Source organism: Sphingomonas caeni (assembly GCF_026013415.1).
In the GTDB taxonomy this organism is placed as follows: domain Bacteria; phylum Pseudomonadota; class Alphaproteobacteria; order Sphingomonadales; family Sphingomonadaceae; genus Sphingomonas; species Sphingomonas caeni.
Genome location: NZ_JAPDOK010000004.1, coordinates 236,333 through 254,507, shown reverse-complemented (window position 1 = coordinate 254,507; position 18,175 = coordinate 236,333). Strand labels below are relative to the sequence as shown.

Here is an 18,175-nt window from a genome sequence, read left to right as displayed (position 1 = left end):
GCGTTAGCGAATAATCCGCATGCACTGGATGATTTTGGGAATGTTCAGCAGATCGCGGAATGGCCGGAAATAGGGCGCCAAGCTGCCGTTCGGCGGCCGGGACGATAACGGAGGTTATGTTTGACGCGTCAATGGCCGCTTTTTTTGGCCGATTACTGACCGTCCGGTTTTAAGTTCGATCGCAAATACCACGCGGCTCACAACAACACGCATTCCGACAAGAGACCGTCAGTGAGCACACGACGCCCGATTTCCTGCAAGTGCATGTGATGAGTGAAGAATAGGACCTGGGTGGAGTTGGCGAGTTCGGTCAACACCCGCAGGCCCGCTTCGGCGCGTTCGTCGTCGAAATTGACGAATAGATCGTCGGCCAGGAACGGCATACGGACCCCCGACGCAATCGATTGCTCCACAGCCGCGAGCCGAAGCGCGAGGAAAAGTTGATCGGTGGTACCTTCGCTCATCCCGTCGATCGGCACCAGCGCTTCACGATCCGCGCGCAGACCGAGTAGCCGGGGCGTCGCCGTTTCGTAATCAACCTTGAGCTCGACAAAGCGCCCCAGCGTCAGGGTGCTGAACAGCGCGCTGGCGCGGGCAAGCAGGGGATCCTGCCGGCGTTCGCGGTAGCGGTCCATCGTCCAGCGCAGCATCAGCGATTGCGCGCGCTTCAGAATGTAGATTTCGACCTGGGCGGCCATCTCCGCGCGCGCGGCCTCGGCATCGGCAAGCGCGTCAGCCGCTCCCTGCGGGCGATCGTCGAGCTCGGCGAAAATGCGGCGCGCCTCTCCCAGGCTGTTGGCAGCGGTGGTAATCTGGTCGGTAAGCGTAGCGAGCTCCTGATCGATCGCCTGGGCACGATTCGCGTTCTCGTCCGGATCACAGGCTTCCCAGGCCGTGACCAGATCGGCCAGGGCGTAGGCGTCGCCCTCGGCGACAATCTCGCGTTCGGCGCCCTCGATTCCTGCGCGCATATCGCGCCTTTCGCGGGAATTATCGAGCAATGCGGAGAGACCAGCGGCCGCATCCAGTCCGACGCGCTCCAGAAACGGCGCGAGCGTGGCGGTCGCGGTGTCGCATGCGTGATTGGCGGTATCGACATCGGCCCCGCGCCGATCCAGCTCGACGGCGAGATCGGCCATGGTCTGCGCGACGGAGCGCGCTGCATCAAGGCGCGTGCGGAGCTTGTCGAGCGTCCGCGATGGGTCGGCTTCGGGCGTAATCCCGGCCTGGCCCGCAAGCGCGATCAGGTCCGCATCGAATCGCTCCTGATCGGCGACGATACCCGCTATGCGCTGGGTGTGGGCGCGTATCGCATCGAGGTCGGCGCGCAATTCGTCGATCAGCGCCAGCCGCCCTTCGATATCGTCGATGGCAAGTACCAGGTCGAGTGCGGTCTGTTGTACGTCCCATTCGGACCGCGCACCTTCGACCGCGCGTCGGTCCTGCACGAACTGGCGTTCGAGGCGCGCGATCTCTTCGTCATAGCCCGCAAGCCGGGTGCGCTTCTCAGTGAACGCCCGTTCGAGAGTTTCGCCCTTCGCTCGCTCGACTTCGGCGACAGCGAGCGCCGCGGCGAGACCATCCACGTTGGCGGAGGCAATACCGACAGCCGTCGCCAGTGCCGCCATCGCGTCGGCGCGACGTTCCCGGTTGCGAGCCGCCAGCAGCCGCGCGTCCGTTGCGGCGGCGTGCAGATCCAGCGCAGTCTTGCGATAAGCGAACCAGCCGCGCAGCTGCATCGGATCGAGCGCCGGCAAGGCTATGGCCTCGAGGCGGGCGCGCCATTCCTCGTGCAGTGTTTCGAGGGCGGCGCGCATATCCCCTGCTCGCTTGGCGGCCTGATCGCGTTGCAGCGCGAGCGCCGCGACGTGCTCGTCGAGCGCTGCGAGCCGGGCGGAGGCCTGAGCAGTGCCATAGCGACGGTCCGCCACCTGGTCGGCGGCGGCAAGGGCCGCTTCAAAGTGTCCGGCGGCCGATGCCGGATCGGGCAGGCGCTCCCGATCCCGCAGATGGGCGTCGATATCCTGCCAAAGCGCGCCCCGCACCGTCCGGGCCTCGGTGACCTCCTCGGCCGACACGGCTTCGCCGGTTGCGGCGAGGCGGGCACGCTCGGCTTCCGATCTCGCGAGCTCCTCGTCCAGCCGTCCCTGTTCTGTGATCTCCTTTTCCAGGGAATTGGCGAGCCGTAACCGGGCCTCGTGCGCCACCTGGATCTCCGGCTCATCGATCTGATAGAGCCGCGCCAACGCGTCGGCATCACCGGCCCAGGGTGCGAGCTGAGCCATCGCGGTCGCCGCTTCGGCTTCGGCGCGATCGGCCGCGGTGTCGCCGGCGGCACAGCGCTCGTCGAAATCGTCGCCCAGGCTCCGCGCCACGGCGATCGCCGCGCGCAACGCGTCGAGCCCCTCGGCAAGGACCGCGTCTGCCAGCTCCTCCCGCAAGGGGGTCGCGCGAGCGGTGACGTCGGCCAGCGCCTGCTCGCGCGTGCGAAGACCTGTCGTCGCTTCGGCGTGGCGCGACGCGATCCCGCGCAAGCTGGTCACCACCAGCCGGGACGGGATGTTCTCGCCGGCGCCAAGCTCGACGCGAAGTATGGCGGCGCGTTCCTCCTTGCCTTGCAGTTCGATCTCTAGCCGAGTGCGGTCGATGGTCGCTTTGGTCATCTCCCCGCGACGCTCGATCAATGCCTCGATCTGCTCCGAGAGCTCGGTGATCGCGTCCGCGCTGAGCGCCGCGAGCCGCTCGGCTGCCTCCTTGTGAAGCCTTTCGGCGGTGGCGCGTTCCGAGGTCGCCGTGGCGAGGGCCGTGAGCGCGGCTTCGGCCTGCGCTTCCTCGCGTTGCAGGAACTCGATCACCTCGCCCCGTTCGGCGAGCGCAGCCAGCAGCGATGCGCGCTGCCGCATTGCCGCGCTGATCCGGCGCAGCCGTTCCACGATACGGCGCTCGGCGGTGAGCGTGGCCTGGCGCTGAGTCAGGACGCCCAGCTCATCCTCTCGCCGGGCCACGTTGGCGCGTGCGTCCGCCCATTCCTTGGGTCGAAGTTGCGTATCGCGCTGCGTCTTCATGCTCTCATCGAACTGGCGTTCGGCGATCGTGAAGCTTCGCCGCGCCGCGGCGCGCCTGCCCCAGATCGCATCGGCCTCCTCATCGATCGCGGCCTGGACCCTAGCGATCCCGGTCAGGCCCGAGCCCGCGGCGAACAATGCCTGGCCGAGATCGTCGTTCGCCTTGACCATCGCCTCTCCGCCGCGGCGCAGGCCGGCCTGATCGAGGCTGAAGCCCGAAGCGAAGGTATCGCGGTTGAGGCCGTGGAGCATCGCGCTCAGCAGGCCTTCGTCGATCGGCTGATCCTGCGCATCGATCAGGCTTAGCTCGCGCGTTTTGCGCCGTCGGAAGGCGAGCCGCTGCCCTCCCTCCTCGATAACGGCGCCGATCCGCATCAGCGGATATTCGAAGCGGAAATTATACGGGCTCCGCGCATGGATGCCGAAGAGAAGATCGGACACCGCCGCGAGCGTCGTGGATTTGCCGGCTTCGTTCGGGCCGTAGATGATGTGAAAATCGGGCGGTCCCGCGCGCAGCGACAGGCGCGAATCCTCGAAACGGCCATAGCGCTCCAGGCTAAGTTCGGCGAAGCGCATCAGTCCGTGGCTCCCGAGAGGCGCGCGCCGAGCGCGGCACCCGCAGTCGCGAGCAACGCAGGCCAGTCGCCCTGCGCCACCACTCGGGCAAGATCCCGATCGCCGGGTTCGCCGGCCTTGGCGGCAGCGATGAGGAACGCGTCGAATTCCTCTTTGAGCAGCTGGGCAAGATCGGGCGCGGTCGCGGCTTCGGCGAAGAGCGCCAGAAAGTCTTCCGGTGCGCCGGTCAGGCTAGTTCGATTGTCGAGGGCGGTCACCTCGAGCTGGACCTTCTCGATCCAAAGCTCCGGACTTATCGCGGCAGCGAGCGCCCGGGCCTCGTCGCGGCGGCTCGCCTGGCTATCGTGCAATATACCGGCGAGCACCGTCTGGCCGGTAAGCACCACTCGCGCGATCATCGGCCTGCCGTCGGCCAGCTCAGCGTGATGCCGCCCGAGCGTGGTACGGATCGCGGCATTTACTTCATCGAGCGAGGTTGCGCCGCCGCAATCGACCTCGACACGGGACCAGCGCATCACGTCGAGCGGGACATGGTTCAGCGCCGTCACGGCACCGTCCTCCACATCGACGAGCACGGCGCCCTTGGGGCCCGTCTCGCGGATATGGCGGCCCTGCAGATTGCCCGGGAAAACGATGTGCGGCTGCTCGGAATGGACGGCATGGTCATGGACATGCCCCAGCGCCCAATAGTCGTAGCGCTTGGCCAGCAGATCATCGATGCTGCAAGGCGCGTACGGATAATGGTTTGCGTGGCCGACAAGGGCGGTGTGGAGCAGGCCGATATTGAAATGATGCGGCACCGCTTCGGGATAGGTCGCGGCAAGATTTTCGGTCACCACGGCGTTGGCGAAACTCTGGCCATGGATCGCGACGCCGAGGGCCTCGATCAAATGCGTTTCGGCGCGGCGGCTGCCGAACTGGTGGACGTTCGGAGGCCAGGGCAATTGCCTGGTCAGCACCGAGGCCGCGTCGTGATTGCCCGCGAGGAGGTAGACGGGGATGTCGGCGGCGGCGAGTTTGCCCATGGCACGCGCGAAATAGAGGCCGGTGCCCATATCCTTCCAGTCGCCATCGAACAGGTCGCCGGCGATCACGACAAAGTCGACGGCCTGATCGCATGCGAAACGGATCAAATTGTCGAAGGCCGCACGGGTAGCCCTTCGCACATCATCAGCCGGCACGCCCTCATACCGCGCAAGCCCATGCAATGGACTGTCGAGGTGGATATCGGCAGCGTGAAGGAAACGGAAAGTAGCCATGGGATTTCATCTTTGCCCAGATTATGCTGCCAGTGAAGCGACTTTTGGTTCGGGGGATCATGAACATGGCGGCTGTTGAGTCCATCTTGGGCGATAATGATCCGGCGCCAGTGAGTGGCGCGTGCCTGCTCGCAATTGACGCGGTGATCGTGCCCAAGCTCAGCTTCGCGTCGCATCAGAATGCGGTGCCGGTGCTGCGCGACCTCAAAATCCTCAATCTCGGCCAGGCTCCGGCCGAGAATATCGTCGTCGAAATCTCCGCCGACCCGCAGGTGTTCGAGTCGATGCAATGGCGGGTCGATCGCATCGCCGCCGGCGGCGAAGCGCACATCACCAAGCGCGACCTGAAGCTCAACGCAGGGCTCTTGCTGCAACTAAGCGAAGCGGTGCTGGCAACGGTAACGCTACGCGCGCATGTCGAGGGTGAGGACGCCGGTGCCAGCCCGCAGCGCGACTTCCCTGTCGAGCTGCTGGCACGCAACGAATGGGGCGGAGCCGCGGCGATGCCCGAATTGCTCGCCGCATTTGTGTTGCCGAATGATTCCGCCATCAGCCGACTGGTCAAAGCCGCGAGCGAAGTGCTGCGCCGAAGCGGTCGCCCCGACGGAATCGAGGGCTATCAATCCAAGAGCCGCACGCGCGTCCATGAGCTGGCCTCGGCGGTCTGGTCGGCGGTTTCGGGGCTGCGGCTGACCTATGCCGAGCCGCCTGCCAGCTTCGAGTTACAGGGTCAGAAGGTCCGCACCCCGTCACAGGTGCTGGAGGGGGGCTTGGCGACCTGCCTCGACACGGCCTTGCTGTTCGCGGCGGTGCTTGAACAGGCCGGGCTCTATCCGGTGGTCGTACTGACCAAGGGGCATGCGTTTGCCGGTGCGTGGCTGCAACCGCAGGAATTCGCGACGCTGCTCGTTGAAGACGCGGCGAGCCTGCGCAAGCGCGTGGCGCTTCAGGAACTGGTGCTATTTGAGACGACGCTCGCCACTGGCGCGCATCCCGCCGCCTTCTCGCGAGGAATCGCCCAGGCCAACCGGCAGATCGATGAGGAGCAGGAGGCGGATTTCGTCTTCGCGCTTGACCTGCGACGGGCGCGAATGCAACGGCTCCGTCCGCTGGCGATGGCGGATGCGGGCGGGGCAGCAACCTCGCTCGTGGATTTAGACGAAAGCGACAATGCAGGCGATGCACTGGAGGCGGCACCCGCGCTTCCAGATTTTGACCTGGCAGAACCCGAAGCGGCGCCGACGACCGCCGAAGGGCGGTTGGAACGGTGGCAGCGCAAGTTGCTCGACCTCACCACGCGCAACCGGTTACTCAACGTGAAACCGGGCGCGACCGCGATCCGCCTGCTCTGCCCCGACCCGGCGGGTCTCGAGGATCGCTTGGCAGATGGCGCAAGTTTCCGGATCGTGGCGGCGCCGCAAATGGAGGGCGGTGCGGGTCGTGATGTTGCACTGCATCTCCAGCGCACCGGCGAGGTCCTCGACGAGGCCTATGCTCGCGACGCGCTCGATCGAGGCGAAATATTGTCGCTGGCGCCGCCCGAGAAGCTCGATGCACTGCTGGTCGATCTCTATCGCAAGGCCCGGCTCGACATGGCCGAGGGTGGCGCGAACACTTTGTTCCTGGCGGTCGGCGTCCTAGTCTGGCGCAAGTCGGAGACAGATGCGCGCACCTATCGCGCCCCCCTCATCTTGCTGCCGGTGAAGCTTGAACGGCGCAGCGTGCGATCGGGTGTGAAGCTGTCGATTCATGAGGAGGAGCCGCGCTTCAACCTCACGCTGTTGCAGATGCTGCGCCAAGATTTCGATCTCGAAATTCCGGAGCTGGGGGGTGCGTTGCCGATCGACGAGTCGGGCATCGATGTGCCGCGAATCTGGAACCTGGTCCGGCGTGCGGTACGCGATACACCTGGTTTCGAAGTGGTCGAGGAGGTGGTGCTCGGCGCCTTTTCCTTCGCAAAATATCTGATGTGGAAGGACCTGGTCGACCGCACGGACACTCTGAAGCGCAACCCGGTGGTACGCCACCTACTCGAGACGCCGCGCGAGCCCTATGATGGTTGCGAGGAGCCGCCTCACCCACGCGAACTCGACGTGACGATCGCCCCCGAAGACCTGTTCACGCCGCTCCCGGCCGACTCCTCGCAACTTTCCGCGGTGGTTGGCTCGGCGCGTGGGTGCGACTTCGTGCTGGATGGCCCGCCAGGCACGGGCAAGTCGCAGACCATCGCCAACATGATCGCGCATAACCTGGCGCTCGGCCGCAAGGTGCTGTTCGTCGCCGAAAAACGCGCCGCGCTCGAAGTCGTCCATCGCCGGCTCGTCGCGCACGGGCTCGGGCCGTTCTGCCTCGAGCTGCACAGCAACAAGGCATCCAAGCTCGACGTGCTGCGCCAACTCGACACCGCCTGGACCACGGCAGAGGAATCGCCGGCCGACGTCTGGCAGCGGCGCGCAATCGAATTGAAAACGAGCCGCGATCACCTGAACAGCTTGGTCGAAGCCCTGCACCGCCGCCGCGCCAATGGGTTGACTCTGTTCGCGGCGATCGGACGGGTCGTGCGCGATGGCGCGGAACAGCCGTTCCGCCTAGCGTGGCCGAACGAGCTCAACCATGACGCGGCCCAGCTCGAACAGCTGCGTGAAACTGCGCGCAGGCTCGACTTGAACCGTCCCGTCGCTGTCGCCGACGACCTGGGCACCTTCAAGCATATCGGTCGCACCGAATGGTCCAACGCCTGGCAAGCCGAACTGCTGACCCGCGCGGCCGCGCTGGCGCACTCGGCGTCGGCGATCGCCGAGCACCGCGAGCGCCTGCTCGAGCTGTTGAGTGTAGAAGCCGATGGCGATCGGCGCGGGCTCGCCGCCCTGTCCGCTCTGGCCAGCGCGCTACAGCAGGCGAACGGGCTCGACCTGGGCTTCGCCTTCGGTGTCGAGGCAGCGCAGACGCTCGATCAGGGCAGCCGCGCAGCGCCGATCATCCGTGCCTATCGCGAGGAAGCCGCAGCGCTTTCGGTCGCGCAGGAGCCTGCCGCTGTACAGGGGCTGCCGCTGGCCGAGCTTGACACCGCCTGGGCTGCCGCCGGCAAGGCCTTCTGGCCCTTTTCGATTTTCCGGAAAAGGGCCGTTGCCAAGCGTCTTGACCCTGCCGGCACCGCGGACCCGCAAGCCGACTTGCCTCGCCTCCACCGGATGCAGGGCCTGCTTGCCCAGCTCGACGCATTGCGCCTCGCGAGCACCCTGCCCAGCTGGGCCGGCGTTTCCACCGATCTCGATCGCCTCGACCGTTTATTGAAGGCCGCCGAGGCGCTGCGCGCGGCGATGGTCGGCGCGGCGCAGACCCCAGACCAGTTGATCGGTCTGCGCGGCGCGATGCGCCGCCTGTGCGTCGACGCGAACGACCTGCTGGCCGAGGACGGCACGATCGGCAATGCTGGGCAGCAATATCGCGATGCGTATGCCGCCTTTGCCGATGCCAAGGCGGGTTTCGAAACGGCGGCGGCATCCCCGGCGCCGATCGACGGCCTTGCGCTACTGAGCGACATCCAGGCAATCGCCGCGACGATCGCCGCCCGCGCAACCCAGCTCAATGCCTGGACGGCGTGGCGCCGGGCGCGTCAGGCAGCGCTCGATAGCGAGCTGCATGCATTGGTCGACGCGGTCGAAGCGGGGGCAGTTCCGTCAGGTGCGGTGGTCGAGGCGTTCGACATCGCCTATGCGCGCTGGTGGGCCGAAGGGGCGATCGACGCCGAGCCGATCGTGCGCGACTTTAACATCGCCGAACATGCCGACTTGATCGAGCGGTTCCGCACGCTCGACGATGCGTTCGCGAAGCTCACCCAACTCTATATCCGCGCGCTGATCGCCGGCGAGATTCCGTCCAAGGATGCCAAGGTGCAGCCTCCCGGCTTCGGTGCGCTCGCCCACCAGCTCAAGCTCCAGAAGCGGCACAAGCCGGTGCGCCAGCTTGTCGCGGAAATGGGCCCGGCACTGACCACGCTCGCGCCGTGCCTGCTGATGAGTCCCTTGTCGGTGGCGCAATATCTGCCACCGGATTCGGAGCCCTTTGATCTGGTGATCTTCGACGAAGCTTCGCAGATCACCCCCTGGGATGCGGTGGGTGCGATCGCGCGAGGTCGGCAGGTCGTCGTCGCGGGCGATCCCAAGCAGATGCCGCCGACCAATAATTTCAATCGGGGGACCGACGCGGAGGATGACGACAGCGAGATCGAGACCGACCAGGAAAGTATCCTGGAGGAGTGCCTGGGCGCGCGGCTGCCGCAGCGGCGCCTGACCTGGCACTACCGCAGCCGGCATGAGAGCCTGATCGCCTTCTCAAATCATCGCTATTATGATGGCGATCTCATCACTTTCCCCGCGCCGGTGACGCGCGATTCGATGGTGAGCCTGCGTCAGGTGGCCGGCGCCTGGTCGCGCGGGAAGAGTCGCACCAACCAAATCGAGGCCGAGGCGATCGTGGCGGAGGTGGTGCGCCGGCTGCTCGATCCTGGCTTCGTCGATGAGAAGGGCAATCGTCTGACGCTGGCGGTGATCACCCTCAATGCCGAGCAGCAGAAGCTGATTGATGACCTGCTCGACAAAGCACGGCAGCGTTTTCCCCAGCTGGAGCCCTATTTCGCTGAGGACGCAGCTGAGCCGACGATGGTCAGAAATCTGGAGACCGTGCAAGGCGACGAACGAGACGTTATCCTGCTGGGCATCGCGTTCGGGCCGGAGACACCAAACGCGCCAGTGATGGCGATGAATTTCGGTCCGCTCAATCGCGCCGGCGGGTGGCGGCGCCTTAACGTGGCGATCACGCGCGCACGGCGCGAAATGATTGTGTTCACGTCCTTCCCGCCGCATCTGATCGACCTCAACCGTACCAGCGCAGAGGCCGTGCGCGACCTGAAGCACTTCCTCGAGTATGCCGAAAGAGGGCCGCGTGCCTTGGGCGAGGCGGTGGCGGGATCGGTCGGCGGGTTCGAATCGCCGTTCGAGCAGGCGGTGGCGCGGGGGCTACGCGACCGCGGCTGGACGGTGGTGCCGCAGATCGGCGTATCGCGCTTCCGCATCGACCTTGGCGTGGTCCATCCCGACAGACCGGGCGACTTCCTGGTCGGCGTTGAGTGCGATGGCGCCTCCTATCATAGCGCGGCGACCGCGCGCGACCGCGACAAGGTGCGCGAGGCGGTGCTCAGGAGCCTGGGCTGGGATCTTCTCCGCGTCTGGTCGACCGACTGGTGGATCGACGCGCAGGGCGCGCTCGACCGGCTGGACATCGCACTCAACGCGGCGCTTGAGCGGTCCCGGGCGCTGGCAGTCGAAGCGGTGGTGCCGGAAGAAACGGGGCCCGTCGTCTTCCTCGAGTCGTTGAATCCGGAGGAGACGGGTGCGGAGGAAGGGGAATCTGATCCGGTCGTCGTCGAGCTGCTGGGCGGTGACTATCAGGTGACCGATTTCGGCACCATGCTTGGGATTGATCCCAGCCGGTTCCAGGAGCCGGACTACGCGCCGGTGCTACGCGACATGATCCTGCGGATCGTCGCCGCCGAAGCGCCGATCCGTGACACGCTGCTGGTGGAGCGCATCGCCCGCGCCCACGGCTTTAAGCGCTCCGGTCGGCTGATCCGTGAGCGCGTCATGGCAGTCGCGCGCGGGCTTGCGCATGTCGAGATCGAACCTTCGGGCGTGAGCTTCGTCTGGCCGGACGCGATGGCTCCCGGGGGTTGGGACCGCGCACGCTTTCCCAATGCGAGCACCGATATCCGCCTTATCGAAGATATCGCCTTGCCGGAGCTCGCAGCCGCGATCCGCAGTTGTGTCGGCGCCGAGGACTCGCTGACTGACGCGGCGCGGCGCTTCGGCGTTCGGCGCGTGAGCGCGAGCGCGCGGAACCGGCTGGTCGCTGCGCGGCCGGTGACAGGGCATATTCGGGACTAGCTGACCTGCGCCAGCAGCGCATAATAGTCGCAGGTGCGCGGCACGCGTATCCGACCAGCTGATAAGCGCGGATCCGCCGTTCCGCTGGAGGTCGTACTTTTGGTTCACTCGCGGACCAGAGCCCTCCGCGCGACGAGAACTTAGCGGCTTCATTTGTCGCGGGAAAGCTGCTTCCGCGCGATCGCGGTTCTCGACCTTGGGTCTGACGAACGTCGGGCCCGGTTGTAAGAAAATTCGGCATTTCCCGAGCGTGTGAGCGATAATTCGGGATTAAGTGATCGGTGCGCAGCGCGGACCGCTTCGCGCCCTAATCTAGGTCGTTCAGAAAGGCTGGCCGTCACCCCGAAAGCGGCCGTCTATTCAGTTCGTCAAAGAACATCGGCTATTAGGTGGATAGCATTCCCTTTCGTCGCAATATTGCCGCTCCCTCGACGCCACGTCAGGCTATCATACGGTATTTCACATCGTTATTAGTGCAGCCACGTGCAGGAGGATCCATTGTCGGCTATCCAAGATTCTTCAAACGATGAGAAGGTCGCTGCAGCTTGGGAGGCCTACGGACAACGTTACAGACAGATACCCTATGCGGACCTCTGTCAGATGTGGGAAACGCTTTGGGCTACCTGTGATTTTTCATGGGCCGGCCTCGCAGACGCGGGCTGGGAGCGCGGCGATGAAGCTAACGAAGCCCAAAAACTAAAGAGATGGCTAGCACCGGCAGATTTTCCAGGCGAAGGTCGCGTCCATGGCGAAGGCGAACTCGCTTGGCGCGAGGCAACCCTTCAAGATTACTGGCGATGGGTCCCTTTGCGACGTTCCGCCTCGAAGCCTTCAACAACGCTTGGTCGCTGGGCAGGCAAGCTGCTATCCGACGCGGAGCTAATCAAGTTGGGCGCGCTAACCGAAATCGACGGGTCGCTATGGCATTCTATTCACTGCGCGGATTTTGACTTAGATGCCGATACCAAAATTTTTGACGGGCTAAGACTTAGGATCGAAAATTCTGCAGAGTCTTCCCTTGATTTTTACCTCGATGAGTCAGGACCGGATAACAGGCTCCAATTGACAGGATGCAAGGCACAGCACCTTGATTCTTGCCTCCGAAAACTTCTGAAAAGAGAGTCTGAGCCATCCCTCAGCGTTTTCATCAAAGCAAGTTTGTCTCGCCATCACAGCTCTATGTACGCGAACCTCAGTTTTGGAAATGACGCGTCATTCTCACTCAGTCTTTTTTCAAAGAATGCGAATTTCTTTGAGTGTCATTTCGGAAACAACGTCAAATTCGATTCTGCGATATTTGACGAAAGGGCAGTGTTTCAAAAGGTAAATTTTTCGGGGGAAATTGACTTTAGCAAAACGGTATTCGGGGAGCATACATCTTTTGGCTATTGCACCGTAGGCGGCCGTGCTGGATTCACCAGCGCGAGGTTCGGCAGAAGCGCCTTCTTCGGACTTACAAAATTCCAATCGTCCGTTAACTTTGTGACAGCTAAATTTTCCCCAGGAGCAGACTTTCAAAGTGTTTCAGTCGGACATCAGAGCAGGTTTTCATCGGCTTGGTTTGGAGATGGCGCAAGATTTATAAATTCCTCATTTGGTGAGGATTGCACCTTTAGTGAAGCCCAATTTGGCTCAGACATTGACTTTGAGAATGGCGCTTTCGGCAAGGGGTTATCCTTCTTCAAGGCTAAATTTGGCAAAAAAGCAAAGTTCACCAGTTCGACGTTTGGAGCTTCTGCAAGTTTCAGCGAATGCCAATTCGAGGATATTGACTTCCAAGCCTGCAAATTCGAGGGAAACGCTGCTTTCTGGCGAACAAAATTTGCCGGTGAGGCGGATTTCTCTTCTGTGACGATATCCGGATTTGCAGGTTTCTCAGGGTGCACATTTTGCGACAGAGTGTTCTTTCTCGCGTCGGATATAAGCGGATATGCGAACTTTTCGCGTGTCACATGGCCAACCACATTTGAACATCTTCACCCTGTCTTCGAAGGGTGTCGGTTTAGGGATGTCGCAAATTTTAAGACGACCGACTTTTGCGCGTTCCCGATTTTTGACGGCGCTGAGTTCAAGGCCCGTTTCCTTCTATCCGAGCCAGTCCTGGGCGAGACTTCCCCGGATCAGTTGTTCGAAAAAATCCTCGCAGCGGCGAGGGATACGGTCATCGGGGATCGCAAGATTATAGCGGCCCCCGACTATGATCGCGAGCAGGACTACAAAAAAGAATTTCGGTTGGCAGATGCCCGCTATGGTTCCTTGGCTGGCGGGCTGCGGACATTGAAACTTGCCATGTCGGCACAAAGCGATGCGTTTCGGGAGCAGAGATTCTACAGGTATGAGCTCAAGTCGCGATCGCGTCAGCCTTCCGAACCGGTATCCGCGCGAATCGCATCAGCAATTTACGGCACGGTGTCAGATTATGGCGCATCAATCGGACGGCCGTTTGTGTGCCTATCTATTCTCATCTCATTGTTTTCCTTGATTTTTTGGCTGATTGGCTTGTCCCTTGGATTGGTCAAGTGGAGTGATCTTGGGCAAGTCGCCCAAGCGATGGACATTTCGTGGAGTAACTCGTTCAAGCCCTTTTCTGCTTTCTCCGTTGAAGGGATGCCGCAGGGCTCATTGGGTACGAAGCTACTCAGCTATAACGAATGGGTCCTGCTCCTCGTGAAGCTGCTTGCGACGATGCAGTCGATTTTATCGATCGTACTGGGATTTCTTTTTGCGCTCGCCGTGAAGCGACGCTTTCAAATTAGCTAGGCTGTCTGGAACTCCGGCGTTTCCGTTGGGGTGGCGCCGAGCGGCGCCGCTGCGCCCGCGAGCGAACAGTCGACGCTGGGTCGGCAGACGAACGGCCGATTTCCGCGTTCAGTTATGGCAAACTGGACAGTCTCCTTTCGGCCCAAATCCGGTCATTGTCCCGAGCGGCGCATCTTCACGGCTAATGCCAACCGCCACTGCGCCCGCTGCGGATAACTGAGGATTATGGTTCGGCGAATCCGAAGCTCTTTCGAGCTCGAAGTGTTCGATCAGAGCGCGGCTTCCACCCGTCGGCTCGAGGATTTTCTCGACGTCTATGTGAAGCACCTGTCGCCGAAGCACCGCACCGATACCAACGAACTCATTCACTATCTTCGCGAACCGCTCGAGGGCAGGCGCATCATCTATTTCGGGATGACGTTCCGCGGTGAGCCCTGCGGCTATTGCGCACTGATGTACTACGCGTCTGAGCGGATCGGCGTTTTCGACTTCATCGTCATTGCGCCGACCGCGCGCGGCCACGGTGCCTATTTCGCATTCGCCGACCTGATCGCGGAGTATCTTGAGCGCAGGCGAATCTTTGCCGACTATCTCGTCGCGGAGGTGATATCGGACGATGGCCTGTCCGATCCGCTGACCAGCCCTATTGCGATCGTGCGACTGCTGCGTCTGCAAGGGTTTCGCCGCGCCAGGATCAAATATCACGCGCCCGATCCGTCGATGGTCCGATCGCTGGGAACGTGTAGCGCCTCTTTGATGATCGCTGCCAATCAGAAGCGAGAGACGATTGCTGCCGCCGAGCTGATGAAGATCGCCGACCTCGTTTATTTCAATCATTATTTCCGTTGGTACGGCCCTCTGATGGAGGCAACTGCGCGCGAAAAATACGAGCAGGCGCTCAAGGAAGAGCATGCGCGCCTGGGGCAGCGCGCCAGCTCGCACGATCCCATTATCCTGAACGGGATGAAGGACACCGATGTAAAACTTCAGCCGGTTTCCGAGCGCCACCAGACGGTGCTCACCATCTTCCTCACGGCCTCCGCCGCAGTCGGCCTGATCGCGGCTGTCTCTCCAGGGGCGACGACCGGGTGGATTGTCCTCGGCGTGGCCGCGCTGATCCTTGTGGGTGCCTTGTTCAGTCGGAAACTTCGCCGGCTCTTTCTTCGGACTTTCGGCCAATAAGGATCGCGTCGTCGGCGAAGAATGAGAAAGGTCTCAGGAACCGATCCAGCTTCGCGGCGGGCGCGGCCGCCTGCTGTGAAACGCCCAGCCGCAACAGACCTGCCGAGCCAATATGGAAGCCCTGTTCGCGCTCGATCGTAATTCCGTTGCGCGTGACTGCGCGGCGCACGAAAGCGCGCGAATAGACCCAGACCATGTCGGGCTGACCGTTATTGATGGTCCTGAGCGGCGCCACGTCACGGCCCCAAAGGCTCGTGCCGATATGTTCGGCGCTGTTGCTCGATTCATAGTGGAGGATCAGCATCCCGCCGGGCTTCAGCACCCGCACCAGTTCCGAGATCGCCTCAAGCGCGGACGCGTAGTTCAAGACCGACCCGACACAGACGACCACATCGAACGCTTCGTCGTCGAATGGAAGCATCTCTAGTTCGCCGACCACCGGGTTTGGGAGGTGCATCACTTGCGCTGCAAACCGGTCGAGGTTCACTGCGTGATCGGGCATCCAGTCATAGCGATGCGAACCCGCACCAGCGTTGAGGATCGTGGCATGTTCGGAAACGGCCTGAAGCGCTTCCCGGCAGAACCGCTCGATGCCGCTCTTTTTGTTTGCATTCCACTTGTCCGACGACGACCAGATCTCATCGCCCGTCGCGTAGCGCGCGCTGGCGGAGCGCCGGATCTCTTCGCCATCGCTCACGATAATCCTCAGTTATCCGCCCCGGTTGGTTGCCCCGTGTACCCGAATGGGGCCAGTCTCGGATAGGTGCACTGTTCCGAAAGGCTTTCCACGGCAGATCATCTCCAAATCGGATCAAAGTTGGGGGGCGTGGATGTTGGTAACTTTCGAGGTCACCAGTGCGTACATTGAGCGCCTTCGCATCGCGCGTAACCCCTCGGAGCACACGCTCCAGGCATATACCGCGGACCTCAAGCATTACCGCCGGTTTGTGGACAGCCAGGACACCGACCCTTCGAGCGCGGCATCTATCCTCAACTATATCGGCCATCTCGCGAGATCGGGCGCAGCAGCTCGAACGATTCGCCGGCGCATAGCTTGCCTACGAGGCTTCTACCGAGATCTCGCCCGGGAGAAGATCATCCAGGCATCACCATTCGTCGGGCTCGAGTTGCAGTTGCCACGTACGCGCTCCCTGCCTCGAGGAATTTCGCGCAAGGATACCCAATTGCTTGCCGCAGCCGCCTGGCGAGAATGCCGCAGGCATCGGAACGTGCAGACCGTTCCGCCGATCGCCATCGCAGCATTGGTGCTTATTTGCACCGGGATCCGCGTCGGTGAACTCGTCAAGCTCCGCAGCGATGACTTCCACGCCGACAATGGCGCACTCCGCGTGCACGGAAAGGGCCAGCGGGAGCGCTTCGTATTTCTGGTCGACAAAGAGCTGAGAGTTGTCATCGGCAAGCTCGCCGCCCGCAGGCGCGGAATCACCTTGTTCGGGCACGGCGACAAGGCCTGGTCAACCGACTGGGTACGGCGTTCGCTCCGACAGTTCGCGAACGGTGCCGGGATTGCCTGCAAGGTCACTCCACACATGCTTCGCCACACCTGTGCGACCTTGCTGCTCGAAGATGGCGTTGATCTGCGCTTCCTCCAGCGGCTGCTGGGCCATGAGAGCATTTCGACCACTGCGATTTATGCGCATGTTGGGGACGCTGGTCTCCAGCGGGCACTAGAAAGTGCAAAATTGTTAGTGAGGCTGAGGGAAGCGGCTTAGGGCGCCTTCCGTTGGACCGAAGCATCTATCGCGGATCAACTCAAAGCACTTCAAACCGCTGGGACAGTTGCTTCGTCTTCTCGCCGATACGCGTGGCCAAGCGGGCGGCCAATGCTTTGGCCGGGAGCGGGCCGGCAACTTCTGGGTGTGGATATCGATTAGCTGCCGTGCCATGCCGTGCCGCGGCGCTGAATGTCGGCTATTCGGCGCGGTCAGGTCCAAGCCGTCCACCGGATTGTTGCTATCAGCCTATGGGTACGAGGCCGTGCAGGAATTGCGCGGCGCTGTCCTCCCAGGTGAAGCTTCGGCCATAAGCGATGCACGCGGCGCGATCCCTGGTCAGGGCCTCACCGATTGCCCGGGTGAGGTCCCGGTCCATAGCCCCGGTCTCGGGGGTGACAAGATCAATCGGCCCGCTCACAGGGAAGGCCGCTACCGGAACCCCGCAGGCCAGGGCTTCGATCATCGCCAGCCCGAAGGTATCCGTCCTGCTGGGAAAGACAAATACATCGGCCGCGGCATAGGCCGAAGCAAGTTCCTCGCCGAACATTGCGCCGAGGAATTTCGCCGCCGGATAGCGCGCTTCAAGCTCGGCGCGCGCCGGCCCGTCGCCGACCACGACCTTGGTGCCCGGATGACGCGATTCGAGGAATGCCGGCAGGTCCTTCTCGACCGCAATGCGGCCGGCATAGAGCTGCACAGGGCCGGGAAGATTAGCGATACGAGGATGCGGAGCGACACCGGCGCGAAAGACGGCGTGATCGACGCCGCGGCCCCAGTGCCTCACGTGCCGTACCCCATGATCGATCAACGACTGGCGGACCGATGGGGTTGAAGCCAGAATTGCCTCGCTCGGCGCATGGAACCAGCGGATGTAGCGCCAAAGCCATTCCGCGGGGATGCCCGTGCGTGTCGCCACATAGTCGGGAAGGTGCGTATGGTATGCGGTCGTAAACGGAAATTGGTGCTGGAGGCACCAGCGGCGTGCCGCGACACCCAAGGGTCCTTCGGTCGCCAGATGAATATACATTGGCTCAAGCCCCTCAAGCATCGCCCCCACGCTCGCCACGCGCGTAATGGCGAGCCGAATTTCCGGATAGGTCGGACAGGGAAGCGAGTAGAACAGGTCGGACGAGATCACGTGCACCTGGTGGCCATTGCGTTCGAGCACCGCACGAACCGCCTGGAGGGTGCGCACCGCGCCATTGACTTGCGGCTCCCAAGCATCGGTGACGATCACAATGCCGCCACCGCTAGCCGGCGGATCGGCGTTGTCACGCGGTGCGGCTGCGCTGCGGGCGCTCGATCGCGGAGCAGGGCGCGGTTCGAACAGCGCCAGTTCTCCGCCCCGCATGCGCGGGGCATCGGCCTCAACGCGCGATGCCAAGCCGAGCCAGCTGTACAGGGAAATGCCGATTAGCACGGCTGCACCAAGCAGCAGTTCCGCCATTGCCAAGCCGGAGCCTCCCGCAAGCAATGCAATCACCACCGCTGCGCCGATGGCGAAGCCTTGCGAGTGCCGTGTGGCGAGGCGGTCAGCGAGCAATCGGCCCCTGCGTGACCGGCGGATCCGGAGCGCCCGCGGCGAGTTAGAGTTCAGCCAGCGGCGCAGCAACTCGATTCCGAGCGCCGCGCCGGCGAATGCCGTTGACAACAAC

8 protein-coding genes are annotated in these 18,175 nt (G+C 62.9%); 4 read left to right on the top strand and 4 right to left on the bottom strand.

The features are described from left to right. Window positions 1–197: 197 nt before the first annotated feature. Both OF829_RS12690 and OF829_RS12685 read right to left on the bottom strand, forming a co-directional pair. Window positions 198–3,641: an ATP-binding protein gene (locus tag OF829_RS12690; RefSeq protein WP_264940431.1), complete on the bottom strand. Its 3,444-nt coding sequence runs from the start codon at window positions 3,639–3,641 to the stop codon at window positions 198–200. Beyond that, complete coding sequence (locus tag OF829_RS12685; protein WP_264940430.1) at window positions 3,641–4,900, bottom strand: metallophosphoesterase family protein; 1,260 nt, start codon at window positions 4,898–4,900, stop codon at window positions 3,641–3,643. Before OF829_RS12685 ends, OF829_RS12690 begins: the two co-directional genes overlap by 1 nt. A 59-nt stretch (window positions 4,901–4,959) precedes the next feature. Between OF829_RS12685 and OF829_RS12680 the strand changes: the two genes are divergently transcribed. The 3 genes from OF829_RS12680 (at window position 4,960) to OF829_RS12670 (ending at window position 14,784) form a co-directional block, all read left to right on the top strand. Beyond that, on the top strand, window positions 4,960–10,842 hold the full coding sequence (locus OF829_RS12680) for a DUF3320 domain-containing protein (protein WP_264940429.1): 5,883 nt from the start codon (window positions 4,960–4,962) through the stop codon (window positions 10,840–10,842). 498 nt (window positions 10,843–11,340) lie between these two features. Beyond that, window positions 11,341–13,602 carry a pentapeptide repeat-containing protein gene (locus tag OF829_RS12675; protein WP_264940428.1) on the top strand — a complete coding sequence of 754 codons (2,262 nt, stop codon included), beginning with the start codon at window positions 11,341–11,343 and terminating at the stop codon, window positions 13,600–13,602. 261 nt (window positions 13,603–13,863) lie between these two features. Next, entirely contained in the window at window positions 13,864–14,784 is a 921-nt protein-coding gene (locus OF829_RS12670) for a hypothetical protein (protein WP_264940427.1), read from the top strand. Here OF829_RS12670 and OF829_RS12665 read toward each other — a convergent pair. Beyond that, window positions 14,738–15,481, bottom strand: a complete 744-nt coding sequence (locus OF829_RS12665) for a class I SAM-dependent methyltransferase (RefSeq protein ID WP_264940426.1) — start codon at window positions 15,479–15,481, stop codon at window positions 14,738–14,740. The genes OF829_RS12670 and OF829_RS12665 overlap by 47 nt on opposite strands. 133 nt (window positions 15,482–15,614) lie before the next feature. On the opposite strand from OF829_RS12665, the gene OF829_RS12660 reads away from it, so the two are divergent. Further along, window positions 15,615–16,517: a tyrosine-type recombinase/integrase gene (locus tag OF829_RS12660; RefSeq protein WP_264940425.1), complete on the top strand. Its 903-nt coding sequence runs from the start codon at window positions 15,615–15,617 to the stop codon at window positions 16,515–16,517. A gap of 244 nt (window positions 16,518–16,761) precedes the next feature. Here OF829_RS12660 and OF829_RS12655 read toward each other — a convergent pair whose 3' ends face one another. Beyond that, entirely contained in the window at window positions 16,762–17,871 is a 1,110-nt protein-coding gene (locus tag OF829_RS12655) for a glycosyltransferase family 4 protein (RefSeq protein WP_406701429.1), read from the bottom strand. Window positions 17,872–18,175 lie beyond the last annotated feature (304 nt).

Excerpts from the sequence above, each read along its gene's own strand:
- OF829_RS12690 (WP_264940431.1), bottom strand. The coding sequence starts at position 3,641 with ATGCGCTTCGCCGAACTTAGCCTGGAGCGCTATGGCCGTTTCGAGGAT.
- OF829_RS12685 (WP_264940430.1), bottom strand. The coding sequence starts at position 4,900 with ATGGCTACTTTCCGTTTCCTTCACGCTGCCGATATCCACCTCGACAGT.
- OF829_RS12680 (WP_264940429.1), top strand. The coding sequence starts at position 4,960 with ATGAACATGGCGGCTGTTGAGTCCATCTTGGGCGATAATGATCCGGCG.
- OF829_RS12660 (WP_264940425.1), top strand. The coding sequence starts at position 15,615 with ATGTTGGTAACTTTCGAGGTCACCAGTGCGTACATTGAGCGCCTTCGC.
- OF829_RS12655 (WP_406701429.1), bottom strand. The coding sequence starts at position 17,871 with ATGCGGGGCGGAGAACTGGCGCTGTTCGAACCGCGCCCTGCTCCGCGA.